A 23,081-nucleotide genomic window follows, 5' to 3' on the forward strand; every position below is an offset into this window, starting at 1 on the left:
CCCGACGCTTCCGCCGGCCTGCTCCGTTCAAAGCGGTGGCAGGTCGCGATGATCGGGCTCGGCACGGCGACGGCGCAGCTCGATACCTCGGTCAATATTGCCTTTCCCGCCATCACCCGGGGATTCGATCTCGCGATCCCGGATATTCAGTGGGTGGTGATTTGCTACGTCCTGACCTATGCCAGTCTGCTGCTCGCGCTCGGGCGCATCGGCGACACCATCGGTCATGCCCTCGTCTACCGGACCGGCCTGATCTGGAGCGCGGTGGCGCTGCTGCTGGTCGGTTATGCGCCGAGCTACGGCGCGATGCTGTTGTTCCGCTGCCTGCAGGGCGTGGGCGCGGCGCTCGTCCTGAGCTGCGGCGTGGCGCTGGTGACATCGCTCTATGGCGAGGAGCGGCGCGGCCGGTCGCTCGGTATCTATACCATGATGATGGCGCTTGGCCTGATGCTCGGTCCTCTGCTCGGCGGCGCCTTGACGGCCGTGTGGGACTGGCCGGCGGTGTTCTGGTTCCGCATACCGATCGCGATTGCGGCACTGCTGCTGTTGCGTGGCATGCCCGCACCGCCACCGCGCCAAACGGGCGACCGCTTCGATAGTTTGGGCGGCATCGCGCTGATAGTCGGCCTGGTGACGATGCTGCTGGCGCTGAATCGATTGCGCGAGTTCTCCGCCGTCTGGCTCGGACTGCTGTCCGTCGTGGCTTTTGCAGGCTTTGGCTTCCGCCAGTCCCGCGCGGAACGCCCGATCATCGCGCCCGAAATTCTCAAGTCGCCGGGCTTTGCGCTGCTGAACCTCGTCAGCGTGACCGCCAATCTGGCCGCATTTTCGGTCTGGCTGCTGGTGCCCTATTATCTGGCACGAGTGCCCGGCCATACGCTTGCCGGGAGCGGCGCGATCCTGGCCGCGGGTGCGGCGGGTGCCGTGCTGGCTGCGCCAATCGGCGGTCGTCTGATCGAGCGGCTGGTCTCTGCCGAGCGGCTGGCGATCGCGAGCGCCGCCGTGATTGGCGCCGGTCTTCTGTTGCTGAGTGCTTGGACGGAGCAGACCGCGACGGCCCTGCTGGTCGCAGGCCTGATCGTGCAGGGCGTAGGTCTCGGCCTGTTCCAGTTGGCCTATTCGGACATCGTGACCGCCGCACTTCCACTCGGCGATCGCGGCGTCGCAGGCAGTCTTGCGCTACTGACGCGGACGCTGGGAACCGTAACCGCAGCCTCGGTTGTTCTGATGGTTTTTGAAATTCTGCAAATCAGGCACGGCTTCTTCGAAGCCTTCCGTCAGACCTTTCAGCTTGCTGCCTTGGTGGCGTTTGTCTCGACGGGACTATTGATATTCCTGCCGCGCAGGATCGGCACCCGTTAGGACGCCACCGCATTGTCGCCGCTGCGTTACTTTTCGCTCGATTTTATGAACGCCCGCCTTAGAGTCCCCTGCGAATGGGGCGCAGCGAACGTGAGGCGATCGTGCGAACACAGAAATTCGGCAACGGCGGTCCCGATGTGTCCGTGATCGGGCAGGGCACCTGGTATCTCGACCGCGGCGACCGCAAGGCTGCGGTGGCGGCGCTCCGGCGCGGCATCGATCTCGGCATGACCCACATCGACACCGCCGAGATGTATGGCGATGCGGAACTCGTGATCGCGGACGCGATCGAGGGAAAACGCGATGACCTGTTCCTGGTCTCAAAGGTATTGCCGAGCAACTCCTCGCGGCGCGGCACCATCGCAGCCTGCGAGCGCTCACTGAAGCGGTTGAAAACGGACAGGCTTGATTGCTACCTGCTGCACTGGCGCGGATCCTATCCGCTGGGAGACACCGTGGCGGCATTCGACGAACTGATCCGCGCCGGAAAAATCCGCTCCTGGGGTGTCAGCAATTTCGATACCGACGATCTCAGCCAGTTGCTGGCGGTTGCCGGCAGGGGCCGCATCGCCTGCAACCAGGTGCTCTATCATCTGCAGGAGCGCGCGATCGAGCACGCGGTGATTCCGTGGTGCGAGCAGCACGGTGTTGCCGTCGTCGCCTATTCGCCGTTCGGCCATGACGATTTCCCGTCGCCACGCAGCAAGCAAGGCGAGCTGTTGCAGGGCATTGCCGACGTGCACGAGGCCACCGCGCGTCAGGTCGCGCTCAGCTTTCTGACGCGCGCGCCTTCGGTGTTGGCGATTCCGAAAGCCGCGAGCGCGCAACACGCCGCCGACAATGCCGGTGCCGGCGATCTGAAGCTCAGCGACGATGAGATCGCAGCGCTCGACAAGGTATTCCCGCGCGGCCCGAAACCGCGCGCCCTGCCGATGCTGTAGGGAGGCTCCTCGCAAGCGGGGCGAGGTGAAGAAGAAATCGCACGGACCCGATGGGTACACAGTTCTTAACAAAATGTTGCAATCGCGGCGTGGCGCCGGCCGTGGCAGGCTGCCGCGCCTGGTACTGCATATCCGCATCCTGTTTTCGGGCCTAGTCGCATCGGTGCAATTGGTGTTTTTTATCACCTCGCCCGAGTCGACCATTTCTGTCTTTCGAGATTGCCGTGACACCGCCCCCCGCCGCAGCCGTCAGGCTGGACAGCGCCGAATTGGCGTTGCCCGAGAAAACGCCGCCCGAGAAGAAGTCCGCCGCGCCCAAGGCCCTTGTACCCGGGGCGCCCGCGCGCGTACCCGGGGCGCCCGCGCGCGCCGATCATCCGTTCAAGGGCATCGCGCTGATTCTGACCTCGACGATCTTTCTCGGCACCTCCGACGTGACCGCGAAATACCTGTCGGCGACGTTGCCCTCGATCGAGATCACCTGGATCCGGTTCCTGACGTTCGCCATGATCATGGTGCCGGCGATGGTGCCGGGTTCGCCGCTGTTTGCGCTGCAGACCAACCGGCTCAGCCTGCATCTGCTGCGCGGCCTGACGATCCTGGGCTCGTCGCTGTTCTTCATCTCCGGCCTGCGGTTTCTCCCGATCGCGGAGGCTTCCGCCACCGGCTTCGTCGCGCCGCTGCTCGTCACCGCGCTGTCGATCGTATTCCTTGGTGAAAAGGTCGGCCTGCGTCGCTGGATCGCGACCGGCGTCGGCCTGATCGGCGTCATCATCATCCTGCGCCCCGGCACCGGCGCGTTTCACCCCGCAGCGTTCTTTCCGCTGGTCTCGGCGCTGGCCTGGGCCTGCACGTTGATCATCACGCGGATGATGAGCGGCACCGAGCGCGCCATCACCGTGATGGCCTATTCGTCGATCGTCGGCGTGGTCCTGCTCTCGGGACTGGTTTCGTCGGTCTGGGTAGCGCCGACCTGGCACGATATCGCCTTCGGCATTTTCATCGGCGTTGCCTCGACGCTCGGTCAGTGGATCGTGGTGCTGGCGTTCCGCTACGCCGACGCCTCCGTGCTGGCGCCGTTTTCGTATACCCAGTTGCTCTGGGTCAGCATCCTCGGCTTCCTGATTTTCGGCGAGGTCCCTGACGTCTGGACCGTGACCGGCGCCGGCTTCATCGTCGCTAGCGGGCTCTATACCGCCCATCGCGAACGGGTGCGGCGCTCGCAATTGTTGGCGGTGCCGGCGGAGCCGTCGCCCAACGCCTGAGCGATTTCTCCCTCGCCGGCGTGTTCCTGCGCTGGTCTCCTACAACATTTCCTGCGTCGGCTATTCCCGGTCGGTCTCTGTGCTATGACAGGGAAAACCACAGGAGAGAACGCCGATGCGCGCAGCTATTTTTCGGAACGGCGAGATCGTCGTCGATGAGATGCCCGAGCCCAAGCCGGGTCCGGGCCAGGTGCTGGTCAAGTCGCTCGCCTGCGGCATTTGCGGTTCCGACCTGCACGCGCGCAAGCACGCCCACCGCATGGTCGACCTCGCTAAATTTCTTCCCGGCCGCAAGCCGATGGACCTTTCCCGCGACGTCGTGTTCGGCCATGAATTCTGCTGCGAGGTGCTTGACTACGGATCGGGCACGCAGCGCAAGTTCAAGCCCGGCGCGCATGTATGTTCGCTCCCTGCGCTGCTGACCCCGCGCGGCATCCAGGCCATCGGCTATTCCAACGAGAATATCGGCGCCTATGCCCAACGCATGGTGTTGAGCGAACCGCTGCTGCTCGAAGTTCCCAACGGGCTGGCGCCGGAGCATGCGGCGCTGACCGAACCATTGGCCGTCGGCATTCACGCCGTCGAAAAAGCCGGCATCCGCGGCGACGAGGTTCCGCTGGTGATCGGTTGCGGGCCGGTCGGGCTCGCCGTGATCGCGGCGCTTAAGATCAAGGGAGTGCACCCGATCGTTGCGGCGGACTATTCGCCGGCGCGGCGCGCGCTCGCCGCAAAACTCGGCGCCGATATCGTCGTCGATCCCGCGCGCTCGCAGCCTTACGCAACCTGGGCCGAACATGCGCAGATGTCTCCTGAACAGAAGGCCGCGCGGCCGCCGTTGCAGGCCATGCTGCCGGCGCTCAAGCCGGCTCTGATTTTCGAATGCGTCGGTATTCCCGGCCTGCTGCAACAGGTGTTCGAGGGTGCGCCGCGCGATGCACGCATCGTCGTGGTCGGCGTCTGCATGGAGACCGACCGCTCCGAGCCGTTCCTGGGCATCGTGAAGGAACTCAATGTCCAGTATGTGCTCGCCTATACGCCGGAAGAGTTCGCGTATTCGCTGCGCCTGATCGCGGAAGGCAAGGTCGACGCGGCTTCGATGGTGACGGCCAGCGTCGGCATCGATGGCGTTGCCAAAGCCTTCGCCGATCTCGCCAATCCGGAAGCGCACACCAAGATCATCGTCGAACCGTGGCGGTAGGGGCGCTGCTTGTGCAATCGCACGCGAGACCGCGGGTGCAGCGCGCACCCGGTCTTTCCCGCGCCCTCTGTATTTTGGGAGGGCAAGGTTTTCCTGCAAAACTCCGGGCGCATCGCGCCGCGAGAACGCGAACGTGTATCCGCCCTCATTGCGCCCGCAATGACGTTAAATTCGTAGCCCGGATGAGCGCAGCGAAATCCGAGACTCCTCTATCACCGCCCCGGATATCGCTGCACTCATCCGGGCTACAGGTTCAGATGACGTGGGGACGACGATCTCACACCGGCAACGCGATCGAGTACTTCACCTGGCTCAGCGCAAAGCTCGACTCGATCGAGGCGATGCCGTCGAGACGCGTCAGCTTGTTCTTCAGGAACGCCTCGTAGGACGACAGGTCGGCGGCGACGACGCGCAGCAGGTAGTCGCGGTTGCCGGTCATCAGATAGCACTCCAGCACTTCGTCCCATTTCGAAATCGCCTTGGCAAAGCGATTGAGATCCTCTTCCTTCTGCCGCGCCAGCTTGATCGAGATGAAGACGCTGACATGCAAGCCGAGCGATTTCTGGTCGACGGTCGCGATATAGCGGGTGATGACGCCGCGCTGTTCCAGCAGCTTGACCCGGCGATGGCAGGGCGACACCGACAGGCCGACCTTGTCGGCCAGTTCCTGCATGGTCATGCGGCTGTCGGACTGCAGCAGGCCGAGGATCTTGCGGTCGATGGCATCGAGGGCTTGCATTGGGATGAACCCGTGGTTTGAGGTCTGTTCTTGGGAATTTATCCCAATATTGGCAGGTATGTCGCGAAAATTTGAGATTTTTGACAGTGGCCGGCCCGCTAAAATCGGCCGATAATTGTGATGCCCGGAGCATTGCCATGGGAATCGAACCCGCACGCCTGGAACTGTTGTCCGCACTGGCCCGCAAGGTTCTCTGGCTGTCGTCGTGGACGATCCACAACGCCAACCATATCCGGCCCAATGTCGACGGCTTGAAGGTCGGCGGCCATCAGGCTTCGTCGGCGTCCCTCGCCAACATCATGTCGGCGCTATACTTCGCGGTGCTGCGTCCGCAGGACCGCGTCGCGGTGAAGCCGCATGCCAGCCCGGTATTTCATGCCATCCAGTATCTGTTCGGGCATCAGACCCGCGACAAACTGGAAAATTTCCGCGGCTACAAGGGCGCGCAGTCCTATCCGTCGCGCACCAAGGATGCCGACGACGTCGATTTCTCCACCGGCTCGGTCGGCCTCGGCGTCGCGCAAACCCTGTTCTCCTCCCTGGTGCAGGATTACGTCAGCGCGCACGGCTGGATGAAGGACCGGCCGGAGGGGCGGATGATCGCGCTGGTCGGCGATGCCGAGATGGACGAGGGCAATATCTTCGAGGCGTTGCTGGAAGGCTGGAAGCAGGGCCTGCGCAACACCTGGTGGGTCGTCGACTACAACCGCCAGAGCCTTGATGCCGTCGTGCGCGAAGGGCTGTGGGAAAAATTCGAATCCATGTTCCGCAACTTCGGCTGGGATGTGGTGATCGTGAAATACGGCCGGCTGATGCAGGCGGCGTTCGCCGAGCCCGGCGGCGTAGCGCTGAAGAACTGGATCGATAATTGCCCGAACCAGATGTATGCCGCGCTGTGTTTCCAGGGCGGCGCCGCCTTCCGCAAGCATCTGCAAGACGACATCGGCGACCAGGGCCAGGTGTCGCAACTGATCGACCGGCGCAGCGACGAGGAATTGCTGGCGCTGATGTCCAATCTCGGCGGACATGACATGGCCAGCATGATCGAGGCATTTGAAGCCATCGATCACGATCGCCCGGTCTGCTTCATCGCCTACACCATCAAGGGCGTCGGCCTGCCGTTTCAGGGCCACAAGGACAACCACGCCGGCTTGATGACGCCGACGCAGATGGAGAAGTGGCGCACCACGCAGAACATCCGGCCCGGCCATGAATGGGACAAGTTCGAGGGCCTGTCGAAGACGCAAGCCGAGCTCGAAGCGTTTCTGGCGGAGGCGCCGTTCAACCGCGACGGCCGCCGCCGCCTGACCGCGCCCGTGATCGAGGTGCCGCAGCAGCTGGCGTTCAAGCCGGCGGCACAGATGTCGACCCAGCAGGGCTTTGGGCTGGTGCTGAACGAACTCGCGCGCGGCGACACTGAACTGGCCTCGCGCATTGTCACCGCGTCGCCCGACGTCACCGTATCGACCAATCTCGGCGCCTGGGTCAACCGCCGCGGGCTGTTTGCCAAGGCCGAGAATGCCGACCTGTTCCGGCAGGAGAAAATCCCCTCGACCTTCAACTGGGATTATTCGCCGAAGGGCCAGCATATCGAGCTCGGCATCGCCGAGATGAACCTGTTCATCCTGCTGTCGGCCTTGGGCCTGTCGCATGCGATCAACGGCGCGCGGCTGCTGCCGGTCGGCACACTGTACGATCCCTTCATCCAGCGCGGCCTCGATGCGCTGAACTATGCCTGCTACCAGGACGCGCGCTTCATGGTGGCGGCGACGCCGTCGGGCATCACGCTGGCGCCGGAAGGCGGCGCGCACCAGTCGATCGCCACACCGCTGATCGGAATGGCGCAGGATGGGCTGGCCTCGTTCGAGCCGGCCTTTGTCGATGAACTGGCCGTGATCATGGGGTGGGGTTTTGCGCACATGCAGCGCGAAGCCGGCGAGGGCGGATCGGTCTATTTGCGGCTGTCGACCCGCAACCTGGACCAGCCGCAGCGGATCATGACGCCGGATCTGCAAAAGGACATCACCGAGGGCGCCTACTGGCTGCGCGAGCCCGGGCCGAACTGCGATCTCGTCATTGCCTATACCGGCGCGGTGGCGCCGGAGGCGATCGAGGCTACAGGCTTCATCGGCGAAAGCCATCGCGATGTCGGGCTGCTGGCGATCACGTCAGCGGACCGGTTGCATGGCGGGTGGACCGCCGCGCGGAAATTGCGCCGCGACCGCCGCGGCGTACAGTATCTCAGCCACATCGAAAAACTGCTGGCGCCGCTGTCGCGGGATTGCGGCATCGTCAGCGTGATCGACGGCCATCCGGCCGCGCTCGGCTGGCTCGGCAGCGTGCGCGGCCACCGGGTCGAGGCGCTCGGCGTCGAGACGTTCGGCCAGACCGGCACGATCGGCGACCTCTACCGCCACCACGGCATGGACGCCAACGCCATCATCGATGCGGCCGAAAGCCTCACCGTGGGCGCGCCGGTGCGGCACCGCAAAATGGCGGTGTAACTTCCACCCTCCCCTGGAGGGGGAGGGTACGAACAACACTACGCCTTGCATCCATCGCCGCGCTGACCTTATATCCAGCACCTGCCGCAACGCGGCATCCCGCATATGGCGGGTTCATTTTCGCAAGCTTTCGTGCAAGGATGCCTGCCGAACGCTTCCGTTCCCCTTACATTCGCCCCGAAATAAAGAGGTTTACGATGGTCAATCGCATGCAATTCTACATCGATGGCGCCTGGGTCGATCCCGCCGTCAAGAAGTCCACGCCCGTCGTCAATCCGGCGACCGAAGAGGCGATGTATGACATTGCGCTCGGCTCCAAGGCCGACGTCGACAAGGCGGTGGCCGCCGCCAAGCGCGCTTTCGTGACCTTTTCGCAGACCAGCCGCGAGGAACGCGTCGCTCTGCTCGAGAAGATCATCGAGATCTACAAGGGCCGCATGAAGGACATCGGCGCCGCCGTGTCCGACGAAATGGGCGCGCCATTGCCGATGGCCGAACGCCTGCAGGCCGGCGCCGGCCTCGGCCACATCGCCTCCACCCTGGAAGTGCTGAAGAACTATCATTTCGAAGAGACCCTTGGTTCGGCCGTCGTGGTGCGCGAGCCGGTCGGCGTCATCGGCATGATCACGCCCTGGAACTGGCCGCTGAACCAGATCGCCTGCAAGGTCGCGCCTGCGCTCGCCGCCGGCTGCACCATGATCCTGAAGCCGAGCGAATTCACGCCGTCCTCGGCGCTGATCTTCGCGGAAATCCTGCATGAAGCGGGCGTGCCGAAGGGCGTGTTCAACCTCGTCAATGGCCTCGGCCCGGAGGTCGGCGCCGCCATGAGCGAGCACCCGGACATCGACATGATCTCGTTCACCGGCTCGACCCGCGCCGGCGTCGACGTCGCCAAGCGCGCCGCGCCGACTGTGAAGCGCGTCAGCCAGGAGCTCGGCGGCAAGTCGCCGAACGTCATCCTCGAAGGCGCCGACCTCGCCAAGGCCGTCACCGGTGGCGTGATGCACATGTTCAACAACTCCGGACAGTCCTGCAACGCGCCGTCGCGGATGATCGTGCCGCTGTCGAAGATGAAGGAAGTCGCCGCGATTGCGAAGGCGGTTGCCGACAAGACCAAGGCCGGCGATCCCCGCGCCGAAGGCACCACCATCGGCCCGGTCGTCTCGCGCATCCAGTGGGACAAGATCCAGGCGCTGATCCACAAGGGCATCGAGGAAGGTGCAACGCTTGTGGCCGGCGGTCCCGGTTTGCCCGAGGGCGTCAACAAGGGCTTCTACGTTCGCCCGACCATCTTCGCCGACGTCACCAACGACATGACGATTGCGCGGGAAGAAATCTTCGGACCGGTGCTGACGATCCTCGGCGCCAAGGACGAAGCGGAAGCGGTGAAGATCGCCAACGACACGCCGTATGGTCTCGCCGGTTACGTCACCGGCGACACCGTGGAAAGCGCGCGCCGGGTCGGCCGCCAGATCCGCGCCGGCAACGTCAACCTGCAGGGCGTTCCGAACGACCGCACCGCGCCGTTCGGCGGCTACAAGCAGTCCGGCAACGGCCGCGAATGGGGCAAGTACGGTCTCGAGGAATATCTCGAGGTCAAGGCGGTCGCCGGCTACAACGCCGCGTAAATCGTCGAGACGAAAATGCAAACGCCGGGGCGGACCTTCCGCTCCGGCGTTTCGCGTTCTAGCCCCCGAACGCGCCTTGCGTGTTCACGTAGAGTGCGTAGATCGACTGGCTCGCGGCCATGAACAGGCGGTTGCGTTTGACGCCGCCGAAGCAGAGGTTGGCGCAGCGTTCGGGCAGCGCGATGCGGCCGATCATGACGCCGTCGGGCGCGTACACCACGACGCCGTCGAGCTCGGGATCGCCCATGCCCCAGCCGCACCACAGATTGCCGTCGATGTCGCAGCGCATGCCGTCCGGCGTGCCCGGGCCGGCGTCGATGAAGACGCGCTTGTTGGAGATCCTGTCGCCATCAGTCGAAACGTCATAGGCAAGAATCTTGCGGTTCGGCACGCCGCGGGATTCCACGACGTAGAGGATCTTCTCGTCCGGCGAGAAGCACAGCCCGTTCGGTCCGAGCACGCCTTCGGCGACGATGGTGGCTTTGCCGGTCACGCCGTCGAGCCGGTAGACATTGGCGTCGATCTCGGAACTGGCCTTGTAGCCCTCGTAGTTGCCGAGCAGGCCGAAGGTCGGATCGGTGAACCAGATCGAGCCGTCGGATTTCACCACGACGTCGTTGGGCGAATTCAGCCGCTTGCCGTCGTACGAGTCGATCAGCACCGTGATCGAGCCGTCGTATTCGGTGCGGGCGACGCGGCGGCCGCCGTGCTCGCAGGTGACGAGGCGTCCCTGCCGGTCGCGGGTGTTGCCGTTGGCGAAGTTCGACGGCTTGCGATAGATGCTGACGGCGCCGGTCTCCTCTTCCCACTTGAGGATACGCTGGTTCGGAATGTCGCTGCACAAAAGATAGCGCCCGTCGCCGAACCACACAGGGCCTTCGGCCCAGCGCAGGCCGGTGGTCAGCCGCTCCACGGCCGACAGCTTCAGCCAGTATTTCTCGAAGCGCGGATCGAGCGCATGGATCGCCGGATCGGGATAACAGGTCGCCGGATGCCAGCCGGCCGCATGAGATGATGCCTCGGACATTTGCTGTTCTCGTTGTTGTTGCGTTTCCTCGCAGTTTGGTTTGCTATCACTCCCGGCCAATGACCGCAAATCGGTCGCACAAACAAGCAAGAGAAAAGAGAAGAGGAAAGCAATGCCACGCATATTGATGACCGGCGCCGCCGGCGGAATCGGTACGTCCTTGCGCAAGCTGTTGCCGCCGATCTATCCGGACCTGCTGCTGAGCGACTTGAAGGCGCCGGCTGATCTCGGCAACAACGAGAAATTCATGGCGGCGGATCTCGCCGATCCGGCGCAGGTCGAGGCGATCTGCGACGGCATCGACGGCATCCTGCATTTCGGCGGCTTCTCGGTCGAAGGCCCCTGGGACGATATCCTGCAGTCCAACATCATCGGCGGCTACAATCTGTTCGAGGCCGCGCGCAAGAAGGGCGTCAAGCGCGTGGTGTTCGCCTCGTCGAACCATGCGGTCGGCTTCTATCCGCGCTATCACCGCATCGGCACCGATGTCACGGCGCGGCCGGACAGCCGCTATGGCGTCAGCAAGGTATTCGGCGAAGCCGTCGGTGCGCTCTATGCCGACAAATACGGGCTCGGCGTCACCTGTATCCGGATCGGCAATTTTGGTGAGGCGCCGCTCGACCATCGCCGGCTCGCGATCTGGCTGAAGCCGGAAGACCTGGTGCAACTCTGTCGGATCGGGCTCGATCATCCCGACATTCACTTCGAGGTGCTCTACGGCGCCTCCTACAACGAGCGCGCCTGGTGGGATAACCACCGCGCCTACGACCTCGGCTACCGGCCGACCGGCAGGGCTGAGGACTTTCGTGAGCATGCGATGGCCGAGCAGGCCAAGCTCAAGCCCGACCCGGTCGGCGATTTCTATCAGGGCGGTGCGTTCTGCAGTATCGAGTTCGCGGGCGACAAGAGCAAGGTCGTGGATTGGAAGAAGTAACTCCTCATTCCCCCAACACCGGCGCGCGTTTCATGAACGGGCTCTTCGGTTGGCCAATGTCGGCCACTTACGGATTGTTGTTGTCCGCGATGCGACCGAGATAGTCCGACTTGCTGAATTGCATGTGGTCGACGCAAAGCTGCGCCAGCGCCCAACTGTCGCGGCCCTTCAACAGCTCGATCATGAGTTCATGCTGGCGGCGCGACAGCGCGAGGCCTTCCTTGTCGGCGAGATTCTTGGCGCGCATCGGTAGCGTCAGGTTCATGTAGTCCTGCAGCGAGCGCACCAGATAGGGATTGCCGCAGGCCGAGAACAGCGCGACGTGGAAGGCGTCGTTGGTCTCGTGGATGCCGCGCAGATCCTGCGCATCGGCCCTGGCGCAATATTGCCGCTGCAATTCGCTTAATTGCTCGATCAGGCTTGGCGGCGCGGGCAACGCGATCATCAGCGCCGCCTGCCGCGTCAGCATCTCCCGCACCTCGTAGATCTGCCGCACTTCCTCGGCCGAATAAAACCGCACGGTGGCGCCGATGTTCTTCTCGCGCAGCACGATGCCCTGGCGTTCGAGCTGGAACAGGCCTTGGCGCACGAAATGCCGGCTGGCGCCGTAGCGCGTCATCAGCGTGTCCTCGACCAGCCGCGAACCCGGCGCGAAGCGGCCGAAGATGATGTCCTCCTCCAGGCGGCGAATGACTTCCGCCTGTTCCTCCTCGCGCGTCAGCGCGGAAGCTTCCTCGGCCTGAGCTTTCATTCCCCAGAGTCAGCACAGCAACCCCTTCATTGTCAATAATGATGCGATTTTGGCGTCGGCGAACTTAATATGACGGCAAAATTATCAAACATTGACAATAATTCCGCATGCCCCTTAAGTGCGAGGCCAACGACTACAGGAATTAAAGAGATGGCTGACGACGGACTTCGCAAGGGACTGGCGAGTTATGGCGACGCCGGGTTTTCACTGTTCCTGCGCAAGGCCTTCATCAAGGCAATGGGCTATTCCGACGACGCGCTCAACCGCCCGATCGTCGGCATCACCAATACCTACAGCGATTACAATCCCTGCCACGGCAACGTGCCGCAGATCATCGAAGCCGTGAAGCGCGGCGTGATGCTGTCAGGCGCGATGCCGATGGTGTTCCCGACCATCTCGATTGCGGAAAGCTTCTCGCATCCGACCTCGATGTATCTGCGCAATCTGATGGCGATGGATACCGAGGAGATGATCCGCGCCCAGCCGATGGACGCCATTGTGGTGATCGGCGGCTGCGACAAGACCTTGCCGGCGCAGATCATGGCGGCGGTCTCCGCCGATCTGCCGACGGTGGTCATTCCGGTTGGCCCAATGGTGGTCGGCCATCACAAGGGTGAAGTGCTCGGCGCCTGCACCGATTGCCGGCGGCTGTGGGCGAAATACCGCGCCGGTGAAATCGACGACGTCGAGATCGAGGCCGTCAACGGCCGGCTCGCGCCCTCGGTCGGCACCTGCATGGTGATGGGCACCGCGAGCACCATGGCGTGCATTACCGAAGCGCTCGGCCTGTCGCTGCCGATGAGTGCGACGATACCGGCGCCGCATGCCGAACGGTTTCGTTCCGCGGAAGCGAGCGGCAGGGTTGCCGCCGCGATGGCGATCGCGAAGGGGCCTCGCCCCAGCGAATTTCTCACCGCGTCGTCGTTCCGGAACGCGCAGGTGGTGCTGCAGGCGATCGGCGGCTCGACCAACGGCCTCATTCATCTGACCGCGATTGCCAACCGGACCAAAAATCGTATCGATCTCGAAGCCTTCGACAAGCTCGGCCGCGAAGTGCCCGTGCTGATCGACCTGAAACCGTCCGGTGAGCATTACATGGAACACTTCCATCATGCCGGCGGGGTGCCGAAGCTGATGGCGCAGCTTGGCGATCTCATCGACCTCGATGCCAGGACCATCACCGGCGCGACCTTGCGCGATGTCGTCGCCGGCGCCGAAGAGGTGCCGGGGCAGGACGCGATCCGGCCGCGCGACAATCCGATCAAGCCGGAAGGCGCGATGGCGGTGCTGCATGGCAATCTCGCGCCGCGCGGTGCTGTCATCAAGCATTCGGCGGCGAGCCCGAAATTGCTGCAGCATACCGGCCGGGCGGTGGTGTTCGAGTCGGTTGAAGACATGACGCTGCGGGTCGACGATCCCGCGCTCGATGTCACGGCCGACGACGTGCTGGTGCTGCGCAATGCGGGACCCAAGGGTGCGCCCGGCATGCCGGAAGCAGGATACCTGCCGATTCCGAAGAAGCTCGCGCGCACGGGCGTAAAGGACATGGTGCGGATATCGGACGCGCGCATGAGCGGCACGGCGTTCGGCACCATCGTGTTGCACATTACGCCGGAATCGGCTGTCGGCGGTCCGCTGGCGCTGGTCCGGAACGGCGACATGATCCGCCTCGATGTCGCCAGGCGCAGCATCGACTTGCTCGTTGACGATGCCGAACTTGAAAGGCGCCGCGCGGCGCTGGCGCCGCCAACGACGCCCGACTGGGCCAAACGCGGCTATGCGCATCTGTTCAACGAGACCATCCTGCAGGCCGACGAGGGCTGCGACTTCGATTTCATGCGCGGCGAAGGCAAGTAGCCGTCGTTTGGCGCCGAGAGGCTGCGGCTTACCGGATCGTCCGCCCAGTGCGTAATCGCGCACAAGGCGGACGATGATGGCTGTGTGAATGTGGCTACCGCGCCTCGCGACGATGATCGTCTCTCGCAGATGCGTTGCGCCTTGTTTGATTGACAATCGAACGATGCCGATGGGATGATCAAAAGAAAAATAGATCAAAAATCATCAGGGGGAGACGATGGACAGGCTGAGAAGCATTCTTGGTGCGGTCGCGACCGCACTCGTGATGACCACCGCAAGCGCCAGCGCACAGGAGGTGAAGCATTATCGCTTCGCCTACGATCAACCGAAGATCACCGGTTACGGAATTCTCGGCGATATCTTCAGCGACAAGTTGAAGGCGCTGAGCAAGGGCACCATGCTGATCGACCAGTATCCGGGCGCGCAACTCGGACAGGAGCCGCAGGTGCTGCAGCTGGTCAAGTCCGGCGACGTCGAGTTCTGCATCTCGTCATCAGCCAATGCCGCAACGCTGTCGCCGCAGGCCGGCGTGATGTCGATGCACTTCCTGTTCCGCTCGGAAGCGCATCTGATCAAGGCGATGGCGGACCCGGGCGTCTCCGGCGCCGTCAAGGCGATGATCGCGGAGACGGTACAGGGCGCCCACGTCATCGCGCTCGCGACGCTCGGTCTGCGCAGCATGTATGCCAAGCGCGAGATCAAGAAGATCGACGACATGAAGGGTCTCAAGGTGCGCGTGCAGGCGACGCCCACCGAGGACACCATGTTCCCGGCCTATGGTGCGCAGATCGTCCACATGCCGTTCGGCAGCGTCTACACTTCGCTGCAGACCGGGGTGGTCGACGTCGCGGAAAACGGCGTCAACGTCTATCTCGCCAACAAGCACTATGAAGTTGCGCCCGTGCTGTCGATGACCGAACACGAGGCCAACAACAGCCTGGTCTGGGTCAGCGACAAGCTCTGGAACAGCCTCTCGCCGGAACAGCAGGGCTGGGTGCAGGCCGCCGCCGACGAGGTCAATAAGACCCAGCCCACCAAGGCGATCGAGCTCGAGCATCAGTCGCAGGACAAGCTGAGGGCGATCGGCGTGAAAGTGGTCACCGATGTCGACAAATCGGGCTTCGTCGCAATAGCCGATCCCTATCTCGACAAGCTTGCCAAGGAACTCGGGCCCCACGCCGAGAAGGTCAAGGATCTGATCCGCGCGATCAAGTAGATCGCGGCGGAATTGTCGATAATCTGGCGTCATCGGAGCGGTTTATTGTAGTATCCGCTCGGGGCGCCGTTGTTTTATTGACAATCTCGCGACCTTGATGGGATGATCGGGAAAATCAAAACAGGGGAGAGCGGCATGGCCAATCGTAGGATGCTCTTGGGTGCGGCGGTCGCCGCGGCTTCGGTGATGTTTGCCGCAAGCGCCGGCGCCCAGGAAACGAAGCATTACCGCTTCGCCCACGATCAGCAGCTCAACACCGGCTACAGTGTCGCCTACGACATGTTTTCGGCCAAGCTCAAGGAACTGAGCAAGGGCACGATGCTGGTCGATCAGTATCCGGGCGCGCAACTCGGCCAGGAGCCGCAGCTTCTGCAACTGGTGAAGTCCGGCGACATCGATTTCGCCATCGTCTCGTCGGCGAATACCGCGACGATCTCGCCGCAGGCCGGGGTGATGTCGCTGCACTTCCTGTTCCGCAGCTCCGATCATCTGGTCAAGTCGCTGGCCAACCAACAGGTGATCGATGCGATCACGGCGATGATCGACGACACTACGCAGGGCCTGCACGTCATCGCCACCGGCTCGCAGGGCGTGCGGAGCGTCTACAGCAAGAAGGAAATCCATAACGCCGGCGACATGAAAGGACTGAAGATCCGGGTTCAGGCCACGGCGACCGAGGACGCGATCTTCCCGGCCTATGGCGCCCAGACCGTGCACATGCCGTTCGGAAGCGTCTACACCTCGCTGCAAACCGGCGTGATGGACGCCGCCGAGAACAGCGTCAACGTCTACCTCGTCAACAAGCATTACGAGGTGGCGCCGGTGCTCTCGATGACCGAGCATGAAGCCAACAACGCGCTGCTGTTCGTCAGCGACAAGCTGTGGCAGACGCTTTCCGCCGACCAGAAGCAGTGGGTCAAGACATCAGCGGCCGACGTCAGCGCCAAGGAACCGGCCAAGGCGTTCGAGCTCGAGAAGGCGGCGGCCACCAAGCTGAAGGGTTATGGCGTCAAGATCGTCGAGGACGTGGACAAGAAGAGCTTTGCGGCCATCTCGGATCCGTACCTCGACAAGCTCGCCAAGGAACTCGGCCCGCACGCGGAGAAGATCAAGAACCTGATCCGCGGGATTAATTAGGTGCTCTATCCGTTCGCCGGGACGACGAGAACGGGACAGAGAGTCTAACCGATGGCTATCGCCGACAAACTGGTGCTGCAGCGGCAGCGACATCTGAAATGGCAGTCGTTCGACCGGCTCGAACTGGTCCTGATGATCGTCTGCGGCGTGTTGTGCTTCGGGTTTTCCTTATCGGTGACGGCCGACATCGTCACGCGGACCATCGGTCATCCCTGGCTTTGGCTGCAGGAAGCCACCTCCACACTGTTCATCTACGCGATCTTCATTGGTGCTGCCGTGGCCACCCGGCGCAACGATCATCTGTATCTGACCGCGGTCTCTGAAGCGATGCATGGCACGCCGCGCATGATCGTCGAGGTTATTATTCGAATCGTGGTGCTCGGCGTCGCGTTCTGCCTGATCTGGTTCGGCTATATCAATTATCTCAGGGGATTCGGCAGCTTCCGGTTGCCGTCGGGCACACCGATCGCTTCGCTTTATGCGGCGATCCCGTTCGCCGGCGCGTTGATCGCCCTGTTCACGGTCGAGCAACTGGTCAACGGCCTTCGCAACGGCTTCGAGCATCCCGAGCCGCTGGAGGAGGACCGCGATATCCCGCCCGTCGACGTCAGGCCTGACATGAGGGCGCGCCCGTGAGTGCACCAGTCATTCTCGGTCTGATGACGTTCTGCTTCCTGTTTTTCGGCTATCTCGGCGTGCCGGTGCCGTTCTCGCTGCTGGCGGGTGTGTTCGTCGGCGCCATGCTGACGGACGTTTCGCTGGCGGCCATCATCCAGAAGGTTTTTGACGGCGTCGATTCCGAGGCGCTGCTGGCGATACCGTTCTTCCTCTTGGTCGGCGAACTCATGAGTTCGGCCAATGTCGTGGTGCGAATAGCCAATCTATCGCTGTCGCTGGTCGGCCACATCAGGGGCGGGCTGTCCCAGGTCGTCGTCGTGTTCTCGATGTTCTTCTCGGAAATGTCGGGATCGACCACCGCCGACGTCGCGGTCATGAGCCGCGCGCTGGGCGGCCCGATGAAGCGGGAAGGCTACAGCCCCGCCTTCATCGCCGCGATCATCGCATCAGCTTCCACCATCGCGGCCTTGGTGCCGCCGAGCATCACGGCCGTGGTCTATGGCGCGGTCGGCAACGTCTCGATTGCCGGGCTGTTCATGGCGGGCGTGGTGCCAGGCCTGATGATCGGCTTCGGCCTGATGATCTATTGCTACTTCTTCGGACCTTCCGGAATGCGCAAGCCGCGCGCGCCGTTGCGTCAGGTCGTGTTCGCGGCCGGCGACGCGGCGCTGCCACTGATGATCCCCGTAATCCTGCTCGGCGGCATCCTCACCGGTTATTTCACGCCGACGGAAGCTGGCGTCGTCGCTGTGATCTGGATCATCGCGGTGGTGATCCCGGCGCTCAATCGCAAGCACTTCAAGAACATCCCCTACGATTTCTGCCTCGCCGGGCTGATCTTCTCATTGCCGCTGATCACCATCGGCGCCGCCAATGCGTTCGGCTGGATGCTGGCCTATCTGCGCGGCGCCGCCGTGATCGCCGACTGGATCACCTCGCTCGCGGGCAACGACCCCCATCTGATGATGCTGCTGCTGGTGTTGCTGTTCACGGTGGTGGGCGATTTCATAGAACCGGTGCCGACCATCATCATCTTCATGCCGCTGGTGAATACGCTGACACAGGCGGGCGACATCAACGGCGTCCATATGGGCGTGGTGCTGATCGCGACTCTGGCGTTCGGCCTGATCACGCCGCCTTACGGGCTGGTATTGCTGATGGCGTCGAAATTCGTCGGCGTGCCATTTTCAAAGGCGTTACGCGCGGCGCTGCCGATCTATGTCGTGTTCCTGGTGACCATCATCTTCACGATCTATTTCCCGAAAGTGGTGCTGTGGCTGCCGAAGCAGGTGATCCCGGAGTCGGTCGGGTGCTTCAAGTCGCCGGCGGGGACAGGGTATATCTGCCCGAGCTGATGCAGCTACTGGCTCGGTGTCATGCCCCGCGCATGCGGGGCATCCAGTAACCGGCTGCGGAAAATTGAGCCGAGGGGTCGCGGCGTACTGGATCATCCGCCTTCGCGGATGATGACGGTCGCGTTGTGATGGCGATCGTCGATCCTATTTCCCCTTGCTGGTGAATTTCTTCACCGCAATGCGGAAGTCATCCGTGTGCATGGCGTCGATGATCTTGGCTTCCTCGGCGTCAAGTTGCTGTTTGGTCGGCGTGACCGCGGCCTGATAGACCAGCGATTTGGTGCCGGCGATCGCGGCCGGCGGGTTCTGCGCCAACCGTTCGGCAAATTTTCGCGTCTCGGCCTTCAGCTCCGCCGCCGGGACAACCCGGGCCACCAGGCCCCACGCGTGTGCCTGCTGCGCAGTAAAACTGTCTTCCGCCAGGAATATCTGCAGCGCGCGGCGGGTGCCGACCGTGCCGACCATGCCCACGGTACTGCCGCCATCGGGTGAGACGCCGATCTTGGCGTAGGCCGGGGTGAAGCGGGCATCGTCGGCGGCGATACAGAGGTCGGCGACAAAGGCCAGCCCCATGCCGGCGCCGGCCGCCGAGCCGTTGACGCTGGACAGCACGATCTTCGGCATCCGCCGCACCGTCTCGATGAAGGCGTGATAATGCTTCAGCAGTTCCCCGACCACGGGGGCGATATTGTCAGCCGCCGCCGCGGCGCCAATGGTCTGCAAATCGCCGCCGGCGGAGAAGGCGCGGCCTTCGCCCTCGATCACCAGCACCCTGATATCGTCGTTGCCCTCGACCTCGGCGCCGAGCTGCTCGAGCTTTTGCGCGATCGATAGATCAATCGAGTTGAAGGCCGCGGGCCGGTTGAGGGTGATGGTCGCGATCGGACCTTCGATCCGGAGCAGGGCAGGGTCGGGGGCTGCTGACATGGTGGAAGCCTCATGGACGCGAAAATGACCCGGCATTTAAATCGCAGAAGGGAACGGGTGACAATCCCGGCGAAGTCTGCAAGACTTCGGCTTCATCAGGGGTTTGGAGGTGCACGAGCCGCCTCAAGCCCCGAGACGAGGATGCTCCATCCTTCCGGATACGGCCACGAGCGCCGCGATCCAGGATGAGGCAGCAAGCACCGACATCAGTAGAGAGCAGACGACATGGGTATTTCCTGTGCCTTCGCAGTTGAGTTGTCCCGATGACACAGGGACCGGTCATCATCGCCGGCGCCGGCCATGCGGGCTTTCAGCTTGCGGCCTCGTTGCGCCAGAACGGCTTTTCCGAACGCATCGCGCTGGTGAATGACGAAGGCCATCTGCCGTACCAGCGGCCGCCGCTGTCCAAGGCCTATCTGAAGGGAACCGGCGGACCGGACACCCTGATGTTCCGGCCGGAAAAATTCTATCACGACCAGAACGTCGATCTGATCACGGACCGCGCCACCTCGATCGATCGCGGTGCGCGCAAATTGTCGTTGGCGTCCGGTGCGTCGCTGGATTACGGCCATCTGGTGCTGGCAACCGGGGCGCGCAACCGTTTGCTGGATATTCCCAACGCCAATCTCGACAGCGTGCGCTATTTGCGGACGCTCGACGAAAGCGAGGCGCTGCGGCACCGGATCGCCTCCGGCCAGCATGTCATCGTGATCGGCGCCGGCTTCATCGGGCTGGAATTCGCGGCAACGGCGCGGGCCAAGGGCCTCAAAGTCGACGTGATCGAACTTGCCGCGCGGGTGATGGCGCGTGCGGTGACCGCGGAAATTTCGGAATTTTCGCAATCGCAGCACGCCGCCGCCGGCATTCGGATTCATTTCGGCGTGCAGGTCACCAGCATCGAGAGCGACGGTGGCAGAGTGACCGGCGTCAGCCTCAGCGACGGCCGGCATCTGCCGGCGGATCTCGTGGTGGTCGGCGTCGGCGTGTTGCCCAATGTCGAATTGGCGGCGCAGGCGGGCCTTCCGGTAGCGGCCGGCATCATCGTCGACGATCATCTGCTGACCGCCGATCCGAACATATCTGCGGTCGGCGATTGCGCGCTATATGCGAGCCCGCGCTTCGGCGGTTCGTTGCGGCTGGAGTCGGTGCAGAACGCCACCGATCACGCGCGCTGCGTCGCGGCGCGGCTGACCGGCGACGCCAAATCCTATGACGGCCTGCCGTGGTTCTGGAGCGATCAGGGGCCCGACAAGCTGCAGATGGTGGGGCTGACCACCGGTTACGACCAGGTCGTGGTGCGCGGCGATCGCGGGGCGGGGGCGTTCTCCGCCTTCTGCTACAAGTCCGGGCGGCTGCTCGGCATCGAATCCGTCAACCGCGCCGGCGATCACATGTTCGGTCGGCGTCTGCTGGCGACCAATCGCTCGATCACCCCGGAGCAGGCGGCCGATGCCAGCTTCGATCTGAAGAGTGCGCTGACCTAAAGCCGAGTCTCAGGTCACCATCACGCGGTCAGGACGACCGGGGTGAACGCTTGCAGTTTGGCGATCGCCTGCGAGTCCCAGGCGATGCCCAGGCCGGGTTCGGAAGACGGTTTGGCTCGCCCCCCCTCGATCGTCAGACGGCTGGTGGTGACGTCGTCGAGCTGCGGGATCCATTCCACCCAGGCCGCGTTCGGCACGGCCGCGCACAGCGAGACGTGCAACTCCATCAGGAAATGCGGGCAGATCGGAACGTTGAAGGTTTCGGCGAGGTGCGCCACCTTGAGCCACGGCGTGATGCCGCCGATCCGGGCGACGTCGGCCTGCACGATCGCGCAGGCATCGCGCTGCAGATATTCCCTGAAATAGCTGGGATGATAGATGGACTCGCCGACCGCGATCGGCAGTGACGTCGATGCCGCCAGGCGAATATGTCCGCCGAGGTCTTCGGCCGGCAGCGGTTCCTCGAACCAGGCGAGGTCGAGCGGCTCGTACTGATGGGCGCGGCGGATGGCTTCACCGACTGTGAACGCCTGGTTGGCGTCGACCATGATCTCGAAACCGGGGCCGACCGCGTCGCGCACTGCCGTCAGGCGCGCGATGTCCTCGCTGACATGGGGACGGCCGACCTTGATCTTGGCGCCGCCAAAACCCTGCGCGCGCACCGACAGCGCGTCATCGACCAGCGCCTGCGGCTCGACATGCAGCCAACCGCCCTCGGTGGAATAGACCGGCACGGAAGCTTGCGCGCCGCCGGCTTCCTTCCACAGCGGGCGACCCGCGGCGAGGCATTTGACGTCCCACAGCGCGGTATCGATGGCAGCGAGCGCGAGGCTGGTGATGGCGCCGACCGCGGTCGCATGGGTTGCGAAGAACAGCGACTTCCAGATCGCCTCGATGTCGAGCGGGTCGCGGCCGAGCAGCCGCGGCGCCAGATGATCTCGCAGCAGCGCGACCACCGACGAGCCGCCGGTGCCGATCGTATAGGAATAGCCGGTGCCGACGATGCCGTCGCTGGTGTGGATGCGCACCATCGGCGTTTCCTGCGTGGCGAACGACTGGATCGCGTCGGTGCGGACCGCCTTTGGCACAAGATCGACCTGCAGGATTTCGACACGTACGATCTTGGCCATGGTTTTTCCTTGTTCGTTGGGGCGAGCGCCGCAGCCAGCATGTCGCCGGACGCGCCCGATATCAAGACGGTGCCATCAAGCCTGTGTGGACAGCAGCGCTGCGACTTCCGCGGCCGTCGGCATCGAGGGAGCGGCGCCCATCCGCTGCACGCAGATCGATGCTGCGGCATTGGCATAATCCAATGCGTTGCGGATGGCCGTGCCATTGGCAAGCCGGCTTGCGAGCGCGCCGACAAAACAGTCGCCGGCGCCGGTGGTGTCCACCGCCTTCACTGCGCGGCCGGCGATGACGGAGGCCTGACCGTCGATCAGCGCCAGCACGCCGCGCCGGCCCAGGGTGATGCAGATGATCCTGCCGCCGCCTTGCAAGGCGCCTGCTGCTTCCACGAAGCGGGCGGGATCGTCGCTGTCACGCAGCTCCGTGTTGGTGAGAAATCCCAGCTCGGTCTCGTTGAGGATCAGGATATCGACAAGATCGAGCAAATCCTTGTCGAACAGGATCGCCGGCGCGGGGTTAAGGATCGTGGTCGCACCTGCCGCCCGCGCGCGGCGGAAGAACGCAACGATCGTCGCTTGCGGAATTTCGAACTGGCTGACGGCGACGTCGCCTTTGGCCAGCACAACTGCGGTGACGTCTTCGGCACTGACGCGCGCATTGGCGCCGGGCACGACCACAATCGTATTGTCGGCATCGGCAACGGTGATGATGGCCGTTCCGGTATGGGCTTCGGCGGTGTCCTTGACGTGCGTGAGATCGACCGCCTGCGCAGCCAGGAATGTCCGCAATTGTTGGCCGAAAGCGTCGCTCCCCAGCCGGCCGATCAGCGTCGTCGGCGCGCCCAGCTTGGCCGATGCCACCGCCTGGTTGGCGCCCTTGCCGCCGGGAAAATAATGCACGGCTTGTCCGGCGACGGTCTCGCCGACCTTGGGATGCCGGTCGGCGGTCGCCACCACATCCATGTTGATGCTGCCGGCGACGAAGACCCGCCCCATGCTATCTCCGACTCA

The 23,081-nt window shown here is 63.6% G+C and carries 19 protein-coding genes; 13 read left to right on the forward strand and 6 right to left on the reverse strand.

From position 1 onward, the window contains the following. Positions 1 to 48 precede the first annotated feature (48 nt). The 4 genes from FFI89_RS10190 to FFI89_RS10205 all read left to right on the forward strand — a co-directional run bounded on the left by FFI89_RS10190 (position 49) and on the right by FFI89_RS10205 (position 4,766). Positions 49 to 1,362: an MFS transporter gene (locus FFI89_RS10190; protein WP_138835229.1), complete on the forward strand. Its 1,314-nt coding sequence runs from the start codon at positions 49 to 51 to the stop codon at positions 1,360 to 1,362. 101 nt (positions 1,363 to 1,463) lie between these two features. Continuing rightward, positions 1,464 to 2,303 carry an aldo/keto reductase gene (locus tag FFI89_RS10195; protein WP_371722477.1) on the forward strand — a complete coding sequence of 280 codons (840 nt, stop codon included), beginning with the start codon at positions 1,464 to 1,466 and terminating at the stop codon, positions 2,301 to 2,303. 389 nt (positions 2,304 to 2,692) lie between these two features. After that, complete coding sequence (locus tag FFI89_RS10200) at positions 2,693 to 3,568, forward strand: DMT family transporter (RefSeq protein ID WP_371722506.1); 876 nt, start codon at positions 2,693 to 2,695, stop codon at positions 3,566 to 3,568. A gap of 115 nt (positions 3,569 to 3,683) precedes the next feature. Beyond that, positions 3,684 to 4,766 (forward strand): zinc-binding dehydrogenase, encoded by a 1,083-nt coding sequence (locus FFI89_RS10205; protein WP_138835236.1) that lies wholly within the window; start codon positions 3,684 to 3,686, stop codon positions 4,764 to 4,766. 277 nt (positions 4,767 to 5,043) lie between these two features. Here FFI89_RS10205 and FFI89_RS10210 read toward each other — a convergent pair whose 3' ends face one another. Continuing rightward, a complete protein-coding gene (locus FFI89_RS10210) occupies positions 5,044 to 5,505 on the reverse strand; it encodes an Lrp/AsnC family transcriptional regulator (protein ID WP_027536530.1) in 462 nt (153 codons plus the stop codon). A 137-nt stretch (positions 5,506 to 5,642) separates the two neighbouring features. On the opposite strand from FFI89_RS10210, the gene FFI89_RS10215 reads away from it, so the two are divergent. Then, positions 5,643 to 8,009, forward strand: coding sequence for a transketolase (locus FFI89_RS10215; RefSeq protein ID WP_138835239.1), 2,367 nt, complete (start codon positions 5,643 to 5,645; stop codon positions 8,007 to 8,009). Positions 8,010 to 8,206: 197 nt separating this feature from the next. Further along, a complete protein-coding gene (locus FFI89_RS10220; RefSeq protein WP_138835241.1) occupies positions 8,207 to 9,637 on the forward strand; it encodes an aldehyde dehydrogenase family protein in 1,431 nt (476 codons plus the stop codon). Positions 9,638 to 9,695: 58 nt separating this feature from the next. Here FFI89_RS10220 and FFI89_RS10225 read toward each other — a convergent pair whose 3' ends face one another. Next, on the reverse strand, positions 9,696 to 10,664 hold the full coding sequence (locus FFI89_RS10225) for an SMP-30/gluconolactonase/LRE family protein (protein WP_138835243.1): 969 nt from the start codon (positions 10,662 to 10,664) through the stop codon (positions 9,696 to 9,698). 112 nt (positions 10,665 to 10,776) lie between these two features. Here FFI89_RS10225 and FFI89_RS10230 point away from each other — a divergent pair, with 112 nt between their 5' ends. After that, a complete protein-coding gene (locus FFI89_RS10230) occupies positions 10,777 to 11,598 on the forward strand; it encodes an NAD(P)-dependent oxidoreductase (protein WP_138835245.1) in 822 nt (273 codons plus the stop codon). A 67-nt stretch (positions 11,599 to 11,665) separates the two neighbouring features. On the opposite strand, the gene FFI89_RS10235 is transcribed toward FFI89_RS10230, so the two are convergent. Continuing rightward, positions 11,666 to 12,349 carry a GntR family transcriptional regulator gene (locus FFI89_RS10235; protein ID WP_138835247.1) on the reverse strand — a complete coding sequence of 228 codons (684 nt, stop codon included), beginning with the start codon at positions 12,347 to 12,349 and terminating at the stop codon, positions 11,666 to 11,668. 150 nt (positions 12,350 to 12,499) lie between these two features. Here FFI89_RS10235 and FFI89_RS10240 point away from each other — a divergent pair, with 150 nt between their 5' ends. From FFI89_RS10240 to FFI89_RS10260, 5 genes are all read left to right on the forward strand, one after another. Beyond that, complete coding sequence (locus FFI89_RS10240; RefSeq protein WP_138835250.1) at positions 12,500 to 14,206, forward strand: IlvD/Edd family dehydratase; 1,707 nt, start codon at positions 12,500 to 12,502, stop codon at positions 14,204 to 14,206. Positions 14,207 to 14,423: 217 nt separating this feature from the next. Further along, positions 14,424 to 15,422, forward strand: a complete 999-nt coding sequence (locus tag FFI89_RS10245; protein WP_138835252.1) for a TRAP transporter substrate-binding protein — start codon at positions 14,424 to 14,426, stop codon at positions 15,420 to 15,422. A gap of 135 nt (positions 15,423 to 15,557) precedes the next feature. Then, the gene (locus FFI89_RS10250) at positions 15,558 to 16,559 is read left to right on the forward strand and encodes a TRAP transporter substrate-binding protein (protein WP_138835255.1); all 1,002 of its coding nucleotides are present in this window, start codon (positions 15,558 to 15,560) and stop codon (positions 16,557 to 16,559) included. 51 nt (positions 16,560 to 16,610) lie between these two features. Further along, complete coding sequence (locus FFI89_RS10255; RefSeq protein ID WP_138835258.1) at positions 16,611 to 17,195, forward strand: TRAP transporter small permease; 585 nt, start codon at positions 16,611 to 16,613, stop codon at positions 17,193 to 17,195. After that, positions 17,192 to 18,532, forward strand: a complete 1,341-nt coding sequence (locus FFI89_RS10260) for a TRAP transporter large permease (RefSeq protein ID WP_138835262.1) — start codon at positions 17,192 to 17,194, stop codon at positions 18,530 to 18,532. Before FFI89_RS10255 ends, FFI89_RS10260 begins: the two co-directional genes overlap by 4 nt. A 144-nt stretch (positions 18,533 to 18,676) precedes the next feature. Here FFI89_RS10260 and FFI89_RS10265 read toward each other — a convergent pair whose 3' ends face one another. Continuing rightward, positions 18,677 to 19,459: an enoyl-CoA hydratase/isomerase family protein gene (locus FFI89_RS10265; protein ID WP_138835264.1), complete on the reverse strand. Its 783-nt coding sequence runs from the start codon at positions 19,457 to 19,459 to the stop codon at positions 18,677 to 18,679. Between the two features lie 263 nt (positions 19,460 to 19,722). On the opposite strand from FFI89_RS10265, the gene FFI89_RS10270 reads away from it, so the two are divergent. Continuing rightward, on the forward strand, positions 19,723 to 20,943 hold the full coding sequence (locus tag FFI89_RS10270; RefSeq protein ID WP_138835267.1) for an NAD(P)/FAD-dependent oxidoreductase: 1,221 nt from the start codon (positions 19,723 to 19,725) through the stop codon (positions 20,941 to 20,943). 20 nt (positions 20,944 to 20,963) lie between these two features. Here FFI89_RS10270 and FFI89_RS10275 read toward each other — a convergent pair whose 3' ends face one another. Both FFI89_RS10275 and rbsK read right to left on the reverse strand, forming a co-directional pair. Next, positions 20,964 to 22,073, reverse strand: a complete 1,110-nt coding sequence (locus FFI89_RS10275) for a mandelate racemase/muconate lactonizing enzyme family protein (RefSeq protein ID WP_138835269.1) — start codon at positions 22,071 to 22,073, stop codon at positions 20,964 to 20,966. 75 nt (positions 22,074 to 22,148) lie between these two features. Further along, positions 22,149 to 23,066, reverse strand: coding sequence for a ribokinase (gene rbsK, locus FFI89_RS10280; protein WP_138835271.1), 918 nt, complete (start codon positions 23,064 to 23,066; stop codon positions 22,149 to 22,151). Positions 23,067 to 23,081 lie beyond the last annotated feature (15 nt).

Source organism: Bradyrhizobium sp. KBS0727, from assembly GCF_005937885.2.
GTDB lineage: Bacteria > Pseudomonadota > Alphaproteobacteria > Rhizobiales > Xanthobacteraceae > Bradyrhizobium.

What these genes read in the sequence shown, in the direction of transcription:
- FFI89_RS10190 (WP_138835229.1), top strand. Translation starts at nt 49, where the DNA reads ATGATCGGGCTCGGCACGGCGACGGCGCAGCTCGATACCTCGGTCAAT.
- FFI89_RS10205 (WP_138835236.1), top strand. Translation starts at nt 3,684, where the DNA reads ATGCGCGCAGCTATTTTTCGGAACGGCGAGATCGTCGTCGATGAGATG.
- FFI89_RS10210 (WP_027536530.1), bottom strand. Translation starts at nt 5,505, where the DNA reads ATGCAAGCCCTCGATGCCATCGACCGCAAGATCCTCGGCCTGCTGCAG.
- FFI89_RS10215 (WP_138835239.1), top strand. Translation starts at nt 5,643, where the DNA reads ATGGGAATCGAACCCGCACGCCTGGAACTGTTGTCCGCACTGGCCCGC.
- FFI89_RS10220 (WP_138835241.1), top strand. Translation starts at nt 8,207, where the DNA reads ATGGTCAATCGCATGCAATTCTACATCGATGGCGCCTGGGTCGATCCC.
- FFI89_RS10225 (WP_138835243.1), bottom strand. Translation starts at nt 10,664, where the DNA reads ATGTCCGAGGCATCATCTCATGCGGCCGGCTGGCATCCGGCGACCTGT.
- FFI89_RS10230 (WP_138835245.1), top strand. Translation starts at nt 10,777, where the DNA reads ATGCCACGCATATTGATGACCGGCGCCGCCGGCGGAATCGGTACGTCC.
- FFI89_RS10235 (WP_138835247.1), bottom strand. Translation starts at nt 12,349, where the DNA reads ATGAAAGCTCAGGCCGAGGAAGCTTCCGCGCTGACGCGCGAGGAGGAA.
- FFI89_RS10240 (WP_138835250.1), top strand. Translation starts at nt 12,500, where the DNA reads ATGGCTGACGACGGACTTCGCAAGGGACTGGCGAGTTATGGCGACGCC.
- FFI89_RS10245 (WP_138835252.1), top strand. Translation starts at nt 14,424, where the DNA reads ATGGACAGGCTGAGAAGCATTCTTGGTGCGGTCGCGACCGCACTCGTG.
- FFI89_RS10250 (WP_138835255.1), top strand. Translation starts at nt 15,558, where the DNA reads ATGGCCAATCGTAGGATGCTCTTGGGTGCGGCGGTCGCCGCGGCTTCG.
- FFI89_RS10255 (WP_138835258.1), top strand. Translation starts at nt 16,611, where the DNA reads ATGGCTATCGCCGACAAACTGGTGCTGCAGCGGCAGCGACATCTGAAA.
- FFI89_RS10265 (WP_138835264.1), bottom strand. Translation starts at nt 19,459, where the DNA reads ATGTCAGCAGCCCCCGACCCTGCCCTGCTCCGGATCGAAGGTCCGATC.
- FFI89_RS10270 (WP_138835267.1), top strand. Translation starts at nt 19,723, where the DNA reads ATGACACAGGGACCGGTCATCATCGCCGGCGCCGGCCATGCGGGCTTT.
- FFI89_RS10275 (WP_138835269.1), bottom strand. Translation starts at nt 22,073, where the DNA reads ATGGCCAAGATCGTACGTGTCGAAATCCTGCAGGTCGATCTTGTGCCA.
- rbsK (WP_138835271.1), bottom strand. Translation starts at nt 23,066, where the DNA reads ATGGGGCGGGTCTTCGTCGCCGGCAGCATCAACATGGATGTGGTGGCG.